This window comes from Neorhizobium sp. BETTINA12A (assembly GCF_023006485.1).
Lineage (GTDB): Bacteria > Pseudomonadota > Alphaproteobacteria > Rhizobiales > Rhizobiaceae > Neorhizobium.
Window position 1 is genome coordinate 1 of the sequence record NZ_JALBGW010000156.1, and the last position, 11075, is coordinate 11075.

At 62.7% G+C, this 11075-nt stretch carries 14 protein-coding genes; 4 read left to right on the forward strand and 10 right to left on the reverse strand.

Going from position 1 to position 11075, the window contains the following annotated elements; all coding sequences use genetic code 11:
• Window positions 1-283: MOFRL family protein (locus MOV61_RS24505; RefSeq protein ID WP_309493853.1), on the forward strand; the 283-nt coding region annotated here is incomplete at its 5' end.
• Between the two features lie 43 nt (window positions 284-326).
• Here the strand turns inward: MOV61_RS24505 and MOV61_RS24510 are convergent.
• Window positions 327-1232 (reverse strand): S1C family serine protease, encoded by a 906-nt coding sequence (locus MOV61_RS24510; protein ID WP_040123927.1) that lies wholly within the window; start codon window positions 1230-1232, stop codon window positions 327-329.
• A gap of 194 nt (window positions 1233-1426) precedes the next feature.
• Complete coding sequence (locus MOV61_RS24515; RefSeq protein WP_247138461.1) at window positions 1427-1960, reverse strand: DUF992 domain-containing protein; 534 nt, start codon at window positions 1958-1960, stop codon at window positions 1427-1429.
• Between the two features lie 465 nt (window positions 1961-2425).
• Here MOV61_RS24515 and MOV61_RS24520 point away from each other — a divergent pair, with 465 nt between their 5' ends.
• Window positions 2426-3133: a phosphatase PAP2 family protein gene (locus MOV61_RS24520; RefSeq protein ID WP_247138462.1), complete on the forward strand. Its 708-nt coding sequence runs from the start codon at window positions 2426-2428 to the stop codon at window positions 3131-3133.
• Window positions 3134-3209: 76 nt separating this feature from the next.
• Here the strand turns inward: MOV61_RS24520 and MOV61_RS24525 are convergent, their stop codons facing one another.
• A complete protein-coding gene (locus tag MOV61_RS24525) occupies window positions 3210-3995 on the reverse strand; it encodes a DUF1194 domain-containing protein (protein ID WP_247138463.1) in 786 nt (261 codons plus the stop codon).
• 205 nt (window positions 3996-4200) lie between these two features.
• On the opposite strand from MOV61_RS24525, the gene MOV61_RS24530 reads away from it, so the two are divergent.
• On the forward strand, window positions 4201-4599 hold the full coding sequence (locus tag MOV61_RS24530; protein ID WP_247138464.1) for a GFA family protein: 399 nt from the start codon (window positions 4201-4203) through the stop codon (window positions 4597-4599).
• Here the strand turns inward: MOV61_RS24530 and MOV61_RS24535 are convergent, their stop codons facing one another.
• A complete protein-coding gene (locus MOV61_RS24535) occupies window positions 4600-5064 on the reverse strand; it encodes a GNAT family N-acetyltransferase (RefSeq protein WP_247138465.1) in 465 nt (154 codons plus the stop codon).
• A gap of 137 nt (window positions 5065-5201) precedes the next feature.
• Here MOV61_RS24535 and MOV61_RS24540 point away from each other — a divergent pair, with 137 nt between their 5' ends.
• Window positions 5202-5438 carry a hypothetical protein gene (locus tag MOV61_RS24540; protein ID WP_040123933.1) on the forward strand — a complete coding sequence of 79 codons (237 nt, stop codon included), beginning with the start codon at window positions 5202-5204 and terminating at the stop codon, window positions 5436-5438.
• Between the two features lie 41 nt (window positions 5439-5479).
• Here the strand turns inward: MOV61_RS24540 and MOV61_RS24545 are convergent, their stop codons facing one another.
• The 6 genes from MOV61_RS24545 to MOV61_RS24570 all read right to left on the reverse strand — a co-directional run.
• Window positions 5480-5638, reverse strand: a complete 159-nt coding sequence (locus tag MOV61_RS24545; protein WP_247034582.1) for a YqaE/Pmp3 family membrane protein — start codon at window positions 5636-5638, stop codon at window positions 5480-5482.
• A 67-nt stretch (window positions 5639-5705) separates the two neighbouring features.
• Window positions 5706-6908 (reverse strand): acyl-CoA dehydrogenase family protein, encoded by a 1203-nt coding sequence (locus tag MOV61_RS24550; protein WP_247138466.1) that lies wholly within the window; start codon window positions 6906-6908, stop codon window positions 5706-5708.
• Between the two features lie 10 nt (window positions 6909-6918).
• Window positions 6919-8076 (reverse strand): acyl-CoA dehydrogenase family protein, encoded by a 1158-nt coding sequence (locus MOV61_RS24555; RefSeq protein WP_247138467.1) that lies wholly within the window; start codon window positions 8074-8076, stop codon window positions 6919-6921.
• A 240-nt stretch (window positions 8077-8316) separates the two neighbouring features.
• The gene (locus MOV61_RS24560) at window positions 8317-9159 is read right to left on the reverse strand and encodes a p-hydroxycinnamoyl CoA hydratase/lyase (RefSeq protein ID WP_247138470.1); all 843 of its coding nucleotides are present in this window, start codon (window positions 9157-9159) and stop codon (window positions 8317-8319) included.
• A gap of 26 nt (window positions 9160-9185) precedes the next feature.
• Window positions 9186-10628: an NAD-dependent succinate-semialdehyde dehydrogenase gene (locus tag MOV61_RS24565; RefSeq protein ID WP_247138468.1), complete on the reverse strand. Its 1443-nt coding sequence runs from the start codon at window positions 10626-10628 to the stop codon at window positions 9186-9188.
• A 203-nt stretch (window positions 10629-10831) separates the two neighbouring features.
• Window positions 10832-11075, reverse strand: a 244-nt coding sequence (locus MOV61_RS24570; protein WP_247138469.1) for an acetate--CoA ligase family protein, incomplete at its 5' end; no start/stop codon positions are given.

Consider the following 11075-nt stretch of genomic DNA (forward strand, 5'->3'; position numbering starts at 1 on the left):
CGGCCGCAACGGCGAATTCGCGCTGGCCTTGGCACTGGCGATCGACGGGCACGAGATCACCGCGCTGGCCGCCGACACGGACGGTATCGACGGATCGGAAACCAATGCCGGCGCTTTTGTCGACGGCACGACGGCGAGGCGATTGCGGGCTGGCGGCTTGGATGGCCGCAAGTTACTCGACCGGAACGACAGTTTTTCAGGGTTTTCGGCGATTGGCGACGTGTTCAATACCGGGCCGACCGGGACCAATGTCAACGATTTCCGGGCGATCGTGGTACGGTAGCGGCATCAATCTCTTCTCTCTCTCTCAAGCTGGGGAGAAGAGGTCACTGCAGCTGCGGCTTCCGCAAGAAATCGTTCCGGTCCGCCGACTTCACCCTGAGCCAGGCCTCCCGTCCATCGCGCAGGATGCGCATCGGGATTTCGGCACCCGGAGGCCCGCTGTCCCAGATCTTGCGGTAGAAATCCGCAAGCCCGTCGACCTCACCGTCGCGGATCTCCGAAATCACGTCGCCCCGCTTCAGGCCCGCCTGGGCTGCCGGTCCGTTTTCGGTGACGCTCATGACCACCACTTCGCCGTTGCTTTCCGCCGACATGGCGCCGAGCCAGGGGCGTGGCGGGCGGTTGAACTCGCCGCGATTGAGGAGATCGTCGAGGATCGGCTTCAGGAGGTTGATCGGGACGACCATGTTGATGTCGGCGATCTCTCCGCCCTTGCTCATCTGTAGGCGCAGCGATCCGACGCCGAGCAGCTTGCCTTCCGTATCGATCAGCGCCGCGCCGCCCCAGGACGGATGGGCGGGCGCGATGAAGATCGCCTCGTCCAGAAGATATTCCCAATATCCGGCGAATTCCTGCTTGGCGACGATATTGCCGCGCACATATTCTCCCTCCCCATCGGCGAAGACAACGGGATCGCCGAGCGTTGCTGTGGCGGAATCGCCGATCTGGAGCGCCGGCAGATCGAGCGGGGCCATGGCCTGCACCAGGCCGAAGCCGCTTTCCTGATCGTAGGCGAGCGCATGGGCCGGCACGACGCGGCCGTCCTGGCGCGTCAGCCAGACGTCTTCGGCTTCGGTGATCAGGTAACCGATCGTCAGGACCAGCCCGTTTTCGCGGATCACCACGCCGCTACCTTCCCGGCGGGTGCCGAGAGTGTTGGCCGTAAAGGCGTTGTCCGGGATTGAAGCACGCACGGCCACGACCGACCGTAAACTTTTCTCGAGATCCATGATGCAAATCCTGATGAGGCAATACGCGGTCCGGAACCCCGCAAGGGTCTGCAAAGGCTAACCATACCGTTTCTTTAAGGTATGAATGTGAACGGCGTGGAGCAAGAGGCCGGAGAGAACTCATGCTCGCGAAATGCTCTACCTCATTTTAGCCCCTCCCCCGTTTCCGGGGAAGGGAATGCGCTTTTAAAACCTCAGCCCGCCGGCGTCAGCGTCACCGAGGTGCCGGGGGCGGCGACGTTGCGGCCGAGCTGGCCCGTGACGCTCCCCGGCTGCAGCTGGCTGGAGCCGGCGGTGCCGCCGCCGAGGAGGTTGGCGCCGATGCCGGCACCGACGGTGGCCTCGGCGGTGGCGCCCTGGTAAAGGCCGCCGAGCGAACCGTGGTGATAACCGGCGGTCGGGGCAAAGACCGCCCAGATCAGCCGCGAGCGTGTGGTGAAGCCGAGATCGACTCCCATCTTGCGCACTGTGCCGGTATAGCGGTCGAGGGGTTCGCTGCCGATTGCCGTTGTAAAGACGCAGTCGGCTTCCTTGGCGGAGCCGAGCACGTAACCGACGCCGCCGCCGATCGAGCAATCGAGATAGCCGATGCGTACCCCGCCGCGCTGATCCGGCTCTTCATAAACCGGAACGCGGTCCCGGCGGGTGATCAAATCGGCGGAAAAGGCGGCTCCGGCGCTGGTTACGACCGGCAGAGCGGCGAGCGCCACGGCAACAATCTTCTTCATCCCTGTACTCCTTGTAATTCTTCAGCCGCCCTTGTTGAGACTCATGCAAGCGGGTCAGGCAGCGTTGGAGAACGCATGTGGCGGAAGAATGATCCAACGCGGCCGCACACGATTTGTCACCGAATTGTTCCAAGCGTGAGATGACCTTGCGCACCGGCATTTCCGGAACCGCGACTTGCGCCGGTTGCGCCCAGGCGGTGAAGGGCATCAACGGCTGATAACTTCGCTATCTCGAAGGCGGATTCCTGCGCCGGACGTCCTCAATGGCATCTGCACGCTGGACTGCTGGCGCGGGGCGCTATTTTCCTCATTGTCGGCGGGTTCTTCATCTATGCCCGCCTTCGCTGTCGATACGAACCAGGCTGGCGGCAATCGGACTTTTCGCCTTCCGACTCTACGGATCGATCGAGGCCCGGTATCGGATCGTATAGTCGGCCGTGAACTGAAATTGAACAAGGAGCTTGGATGGCATTCCATCAGCGCGTGACACGAAAAGTGGTCGAAAGGGTCATGGCTTTCGAGCCGATCGGCCTGATGATGGTCGCCTTTCTGGCAGGCGGGCTTTTCGTCTTCTTCAGGTTGACCGACGAGGTGCTGGAGGGCGAAACGCATGCCTTCGACGAAAAGATCCTGCTCGCCTTGCGCGACGCCACGGATCTTGCGACGCCACTCGGCCCCTATTGGCTCAATCACGCGATGGGGGATATCACCGCGCTCGGCGGCGTCACGGTGCTGACCCTGATGACGGTGATGGGAACCGTCTTCCTCATCCTGTCGCGGCAAAGGGCGATCGCTCTCTTCATGTTCCTGTCGATCGCCGGCGGCTGGCTTTTGAGTTCCTTGCTGAAGCTCGGCGTGGCGCGTCCGCGGCCGGATATCGTGCCGCATCTGGTCGAAGTCAGCGACCTCAGTTTTCCAAGCGGCCATGCAATGCTGTCGGCCGTCACCTACCTGACGCTCGGAGCGCTGCTGTCGCGCGCCCAGCCTTACCGCTCGACGCGCATCTTCCTGATCGGTGCGGCGATCTTCCTGACGTTCATCATCGGTTTCAGCCGCGTCTATCTCGGCGTCCATTACCCGACCGACGTCCTCGGCGGCTGGTGCGCCGGCGCGACCTGGGCACTGGCGTGCTGGATGATCGCGAGACGCTACATTTCGGCGGTACCGGAGTAGTCCAGCGAATTGGATACCTTTGGCTGTCTATGCGCCCCCCGCGACACGGGATGGTGTCGAGGCGCAATAAATGCGCTCAGCGGTCGAACAGATCCTGCCATTGCTTCTCGCCGACCAGACAGTCGCTGGAAGGCTGGTTGCTGGCGGCTTTCTGCACGATTGCGGGCGGCATGAGCCCGCTGATCTCCAGGACCAGCTTGCGGCGCACCGCGACGGCAAAATCTTCGATCTTGTGAACCGGCAGCACGAAGGAGCCGGGTCCGCCGATGACGCAGTCGCCGTAATATTTGTCGAGCCCGCCGGGTGCGCCCGAGGGCCGCAGCATGATCGCCAGCCCGTTGATGATGATGCCGGCTTCCATGGCCTTGTTGCGGGCCGGGACGACGGGATTGCCGGAATTGTTCGGCCCGTCGCCGGAAATGTCGATCACTTGTCGAGCACCGCGATAGGAATTGGCGACGATCATCGTTGCCCCTTGGGCGATCGCAGCAGAGATCGAGGTGCGGCGCTGGGTAACGATCGGCCGGGCTTCGAGCTTGGCGGCGAAATTGATCGCGTCCTGCTCGTTTTCGATGATCGTCCAGTCGATGACCGATTCCGGTACGACGTCGCCGGCCCATTCGAAATAGCTCACAGCGATGCGGCCGTTCAGTCCGGTCTTTACCGCCTCGATGAATTCCTTGTGCTTGAGCGCTTCGACATAACCCTCGCGCTGGACGCCGACTTCCTCGTAATCCATGGAGCGGGACGTATCGACCGCGAGAACCAGCTCCACATCGACTTCGCCTCCCTTTTGCTGCGCGATCATCGGAGCGGTTGCAGCGGCGGAAAGGCTGATGAGCATCGCGAGTGTTGTAAGCATTGGCAATCCAATCACTGCGTTATCGATTGGTTAAAACTGTAACACAGCGCCGATGCAGGGCGACTCCGCTCCGCGTGCCTCCCTTCAACTTTCGGTGATAAGCCTTTATTCCGCAGCCACTCCACGTAATCTGCCATGGCGGCCGCGGCTGCATCGACGGCGCCGGGAGTGCGCCTATCAACGGGTATCTGGGCGGGATCATGCGATGACGAGGTTAAACGGCAAATGTTTTTGCGGCGCAGTCGCCTACGAAGTGGACGATGCCTTCGTTTATGCGGCCAATTGCCATTGTTCGGATTGCCGCCGCACCACCGGCTCTGCCTTCAAGCCCTTCGCCGGCATCGAACGGCAGAAGTTTGCGATGGTAAAGGGTGAAGACGGTCTGCTGATCTTCGGGGATGCCGATACTCATGACGCCCATTGCAAGACCTGCGGTTCGCTTCTCTATTCGCGGGTGCGGGAGGCGGCCTGGGTGCATGTGGCGATGGGCACGCTGGTCGATGCCCCGACAATCCGGCCGACGCACCATATCTTCGTCGGTTCGAAAGCGCCCTGGTACGAGATCACCGACGATCTGCCGCAATATCAGGGCCATAAGGGATAGCTATTCCAGGCCGGCCAGCGCCTTCAGCTTCTCGCCTTCGAGCCGGTAGAAAATCCGGTCCTCCTTCCGGTCGCCGCCAAGTTCGTCATAGAATTTCAACAGCCGCTCATTGGCCCGAGCCGCCGTCCAGTCGATGCGGCCGAAACCGCGCTCGACTGCCAGCCCTGCCAGCCGCTTCATCAGCGCGGTCCCGATATCGCGGCCGCGCTCGGACCCGGCGACATAAAGCTCCTTGAGGAAAAACCCGGGCTGCAGGCCGGGTCCGGGATAGATGGCGGCGAAGGCCGCAGCGGCGATGATGCGGTCAGTCCCGGCAACCAGGAACTCGGTCTGCGGAGGACGGTTGAGAATCCCGGTCAGGATGGCCTGGCGCGGCGGGCAGAAGACACCGTAATAGGCCTGCATCTCCTCAAAGAGGGAAGCGAGTTCATCTGCGTCGGCGGGCTGGAAAAAGCGAATATTCATAACCTGGACCCGTTGAAACCGAGCAACTATTCCGGTGCCGCAAACCTGTGTCAACTTGGGGTATGGGCTATTTCCGGCAGGCGCTGTTGACTTCACGGCGCGCATATCGACAGAGTGGCGCCGAAGAAGGAACCGCCATGTCCAGGTCAGAAAAATTCATCGTGCTGCCGTTCAAGAAAGTGCGGGGCAACGTGACGCCTGGCGAGATGCGCGTGGCTTCGAATGCTGCTTCGGCCGAGAAGATCGCCCGCGCCATGGCTGACCGCTTCGTCGGCGTCGCGGCGTATTCCGTTCAGGTCGATATGGAAAGCGGCGACATGTCCGATCCGCGTATCCTCTGGCAGACAGGCGAAATCGCCGATATCGCCGCTTAGAGGCTTTAGCCCTCATCCTCGTCGATACACGCTCGATCCCGCTATTTGCGGAGGATCACCCACAACGCATGCGCGATGCCGGGCAGCCAGCCGCAGAGGGTGAGCAGGATGTTCAGCCAGAAATGCAGGCCGAGGCCCACCTGGAGGAACACGCCGAGCGGCGGCAGGATGAAGGCGAGCAGAATGCGGATGATATCCAACGGGCGTTCTCCGGGTTGATGGGTTTGGCCGGTAACGCGCTGAATGGGATATGGTTTCAGAAGCCGCTCATCTCAGCAGCGTCTTTGCGATGATCTCCAGCTGAATCTCGTTGCTGCCGCCGAAAATGCTCTGGGAGCGGGAATTGAAATAGACGGCGGAGGCAACCTTGCGCTCTTCGGCGATCTCACTTTCCTCCGGCAGTTCGTGCAGTGGCCGGTGTTCTTCAAAGCGCAGCGCATCCGGACCGAGGATCGAGGCCGCGAGTTCGGCGATCGACTGGCGGATGCGGCTGCGCTCGATCTTCATCGTCGAGGATGGCACCGACCCCGGATTACCGCCCGCCTGGACCTTGGACATGGCCGAAAGCTCCAGCATGTCGTTGGCATCGACATCCGTGGCAATCTCGGCGAAGCGCGCCATGAACAGCGGATCGTCGATCATCGTTCGCCCGTCCGGCAGTGGCTCGGAAGCGAGCCGGTGCAGGCGCGTCAGCATGGCCCGCAAGACTCCGCCCGCGAAGGCGCCGCCCCGCTCGAATTCGAGCAGGTATTTTGCGATGTCCCAGCCCTCGCCTTCCTCGCTGATGCGGTCGGAAACCGGCACTTTCACGTCATCGAAGAAGACTTGGTTGAATTCATGCGTGCCGCAGATCGAGCGGATCGGCCGGATGGTGACGCCCGGCGATTTCAGGTCTATCAGGATGAAGGTGATGCCTTCCTGTTTCTTGCCCGTGTCGGCGGTGCGTACCAGCGCGAACATCCGCGTGGCGTGATGCGCCAGCGTCGACCAGATCTTCGAGCCGTTGACGACATAGTGGTCGCCTTCGAGGACCGCCCTGGTCTTCAGCGAGGCGAGGTCGGAGCCGGAGCCCGGCTCGGAATAACCCTGCGCCCAGACATCCTCGCCGTTCAGGATGCGCGGCAGGTAGAAGCTTTTCTGCGCCTCGTTGCCGTAGCGCATGATCACCGGGGCGATCATCTTGATTGAGGCGCCGCGGAAATGCGGCTCGCCGGCCCGTTCGCATTCCTGGTCGAAAATGTAGCGCTCGGCGAGCGTCCAGCCGGTGCCGCCATATTGCTTCGGCCAGGACGGGGCGACCCAGCCCTTGTCGTTGAGCTTCGCCTGCCATTTGAGACCGATGGCGGGGTCGGCGAGGAAGCTGGGATTCAGCCGCTCGGCGCGCTTGAGTTCCTCGTCCAGATGGGCGTCGAGGAATGTCCGAACCTCATCGCGGAATCGAACCTCTTCTTCCGTCATCAACAGATCCATGGACATCTCCTTAGGCGGGTTCGCGCAGCAGGCTGCCGGAGAGCATAGCGGGATCGCGGATGATCTCGCCATAGCGCTTCAGGTGGTCCGCGGTGGTGCCAAACGTGTTTTCGATCGCGTAGAGCCGGCGGAACCAGGCGCCGATCGGCATCTCTTCCGAAAAGCCCATGGCGCCATGCAGCTGGATCGCCTCCTGTGCGACAGAGCGGGAGACCTTGCCGATTTTCGCACGGGCACCGGAAACGCCGCGGATGCGCATTGCGCGCGGTGCGTCGACGGAAAGCGTGGCGAGCAATGCGGAACCGCGGGCCTCCTGGCATTTCACCGCCATCTCGGCCATTCGGTGCTGCAGGGCTTGGAAGGCGGCGAGCGGCTTGCCGAACTGCACGCGCTCCTTGGTATAGGCAACGGTCGCGTCGATCAGCGCATCCATGATGCCGACCGCTTCCGAGGCGAGCGCCGCATTGGCGCGGTCATGGGCCGCCTCGATTTCGCAGAGCGTATCTGCCGCGGCATCGAGCAGCGCCGAAGCGGGCACGGAGACGTTGTCGAGGACAAGATCGCTGGCGCGGCTGCCATCGACGAGTTTCACTTGGGTCGAGGTTAGGCCGGCAGCATCCGCAGGCACGACGAATAATTTTACTGACCCGTCAAGCTTGGCCGAGACCAGAAAGATATCCGCGAAGGGGCCGCCGGGAACCAGCGGCTTCTCACCGGAGATGGTGTAGCCATCCGCACTCTTCATGGCGGCTGCGGCAATATTGCCGAGGTTGAAGCCGGTCTGGCGCTCCGTATGCGCCAGCGCCGGGCGCGATGTGCCGGCGATCAGGCCGCCGAGGATTTTGGCTTTTTGATCCGCACTGCCAAGCTTTTCGACCAGCCCGCCAGCGAGAATGACCGACGCGAGATAGGGTTCCACCACCAGCGCCCGGCCAATCGCTTCCATGATCAGCGAGATTTCCACCGCGCTGCCGCCGAGACCGCCGTTCTCTTCGGCAAACGGCAGCGCCAGCCAGCCGAGATCGGCCATCTCGGACCAGATGCCGGCATCGAAGCCGGTCTCCGAGGCGATGATCTTGTTGCGCTTCTCGAAGTCGTAGCGATCCTTCAGGAACCGCTCGGCGCTTTCCTTCAACAGAAGCTGCTCGTCCGAATAGTTCAGGTCCATGACTGGGTCTCGCGATTAGATGAAGTGACGCGGCGCGGCAAACTCCCGAATCTCCCCCCTTGAGGGGGAGATGTCACCGGAGGTGACAGAGGGGGGTGGCGCCGTGAACTCAACTGCAGAAGAGCGTGCCGCGGCACCCCCCTCTGCCCTGCCGGGCATCTCCCCCTCAAGGGGGGAGATCGCCTTGCCGCATCGCCCCATGCCTCTATCAGCTTCATGCGCTCTGAAGCACAGACTCCCTCACTCCTCGCGCGTATACGCCCCATGCCCCGGGCGATAGGTCTTCGTGTCAAGAAACTGCGACAGCCCCTTTTCTCGGCCCTTTTCAGGATCGACGAACGTCGTCTGGTCGGCCTTGGCGGTCAGGTATTCGGCCGACTCCTCCCAGGTCATCTCGCGCACATACTTGTAGGCCATGCGGGCCTGGCGGAGCACGGTCGGGTTCTTTTCCAGGAGCACGCGGGCGATCTCGACGGTGCGTTCGCGAAGCTTGTCGGCCGGCACCGCCTCGTTCACCAGGCCGAGCTGTTCGGCCATCTTGCCGCCGAATTTTTCGCCGGTCATGACGTAATACATCGCCTTGCGGTCGTTCATCAGAGTCGAGATCGCCTTGGAGACGACGCCGCCGGGGATGACGCCCCAGTTGATTTCCGAAAGGCCGAACACCGCATCTTCGGAGGCGATCGCCAGGTCGCAGCAGATCAGCGGCGTAAATGCGCCGCCAAAACACCAGCCGTTGACCATGGCGATGGTCGGCTTGGCGTAGTGCATCAGCAGGCGCCATTGCCATGCACGGGTGGAGCGGTAGGCGCGCATGCGCTTGACGTCCGACACACCATCGGTGGCGCGGAAGAAGTCCTTCAGGTCCATGCCGGCTGAGAAGGCATCGCCCTCGCCGGTGAGGATGATCACACCGGCGCGGTCATCGATTTCAAGCGCGTCGAGCACCCGGATCATGTCTTCGGCAAGACCGACGCTCATGGCGTTGCGCTTGTCCGGGCGGTTCAGTTTCACCCAGGCAATGCCGTCTTCGAATTCGACCTTGACGTTCTCTCCGCCCAGATCGCTTGCTTCAATGGTCATCATGTTCTCCTAAAAGGTCCGGGACCTTATGACAGGCTGGTCATTTTGGTGACGAGATAGGCGTCCATGCCCTCGGTGCCGCCTTCGGAGCCGTAACCGCTCTGCTTGACGCCGCCGAACGGCGTTTCGGCCATCGAGATGAAGTTGTTGTTGATGCCGACCATGCCGGCCTCGAGCGCGTCGCTGACCATCGCCGCGGTCTGGCTGGACCGGGTGAAGGCATAGGAGGCAAGGCCGTAGGGCAGCCGGTTGGCCTGTTCGATCACCTCGTCGAAGGAGGTGAAGCGGGCAGTGACGGCGACCGGACCGAAAGGCTCGTCATTCATGATGATCGCGTCCTGCGGCACGTCGGCCAGCACCGTCGGCTGGAAGAAATAGCCGCGATTGCTGCCGCGCTCGCCGCCGACCTTCACCGTGGCGCCACGCTGCACGGCATCGGCGACCATGCGGTCCATCGCCGGCACACGGCGGCTGTTGGCGAGCGGCCCCATCTGGCTCGACGGGTCGAGACCGTCGCCGACTTTCAAGGCCGAAGCCGCCTTGGCAAAGCCGTCGACGAACTTGTCGTGGACGCTGTCATGCACGTAGAACCGGGTCGGTGAGATGCAGACCTGGCCGGCATTGCGGTATTTCGCGTGCACCATGACGCGGATGGCGTGGTCGATATCTGCATCCTCGAAGATCAGCACGGGGGCATGGCCGCCGAGCTCCATCGTGGCGCGCTTGACGCCGGCTTTCGCGGCCAGAACGGCGAGATGCTGGCCAACGGCCGTCGAGCCGGTGAAGGTGATCTTGCGGATGCCGTCTGCGGCGATCAGGTGTTCGGAAACGTCCGCCGGCTTGCCGTGCACGACGTTCAGCACGCCGTTCGGCAAGCCCGCATCCTGCAAAGCGCGGGCAATTTCGAGCACGGTCGAGGGCGTTTCTTCCGAGGGTTTGATGACCATGGTGCAGCCGGTCGCAAGCGCCGCCGAGATCTTTCGCGCCGGGATGACGCCCGGAAAATTCCAGGGCGTGAAGCCGGCAACGGGGCCGACCGGCTCCTTGGTGACCATCCATTTCACGCCCGGCACGCGCGAGGGCACGATGCGGCCGTAGGAGCGCCGGCCTTCGTCGGCGGTCCAGTCGAGAATGTCGGCCGAGATATGGACTTCCGGTATCGCCTCGGCGAGCGGCTTGCCCTGGTCGAGCACCATGCGCCGACCGATTTCGTTCGCCCGTTCGCGCAGGATATCGGCTGCCTTGCGGATGATCTTGGCGCGATCGAAGGCGGTCGTGGCCTTCCATGCCTTGAATTCACGGGTGGCGGCTGCCACGGCTCGCTCAAGATCCGCCGTGGTTGCATGCGGCAGGGCGCCGATCGGCTCGCCGGTGGCCGGATTGATGACGTCTTCCGTCACCCGGCCTTCCGCGCCGAGCCACTCGCCATCCACAAAGAGCTTCAATTCACCATAGGATTGGGTCTGCATCACGGTTTCCTCCCTCGTGATAGACTGACAAATATTGGGCGTCCCACCCCCTCACCCGCCTCCGCTCCGCTCGGCCACCCTCTCCCCGCTGGGGAGAGGAGGATCTGAGACATTGCGGCGATTCTCCTTCTCCCCTCGGGGAGAAGGTGCCGGCAGGCGGATGAGGGGGCTACACCCCAAAATCTCAGCGAGGGCTTACGCCCTCACTGCACCACGAATAGCGCGTCGAGAGCCAAAGCCCCGTCCCCCTCGCCATAGACAACGAGCGGATTGATATCGATCTCGACGATCTGAGGCTCCGAGCGCATCAGGGCGCCGAGCTTGACGACCACGTCGGCAATCGCCTCGACGTCGCGCGCCGGCTGGCCGCGGAAGGCTCCGAGCAGCTTCGATGCCTTCAGCTTGCGGATTTCGGTGATCGCCCGCTCGCGGCTGATATCGGCCGGC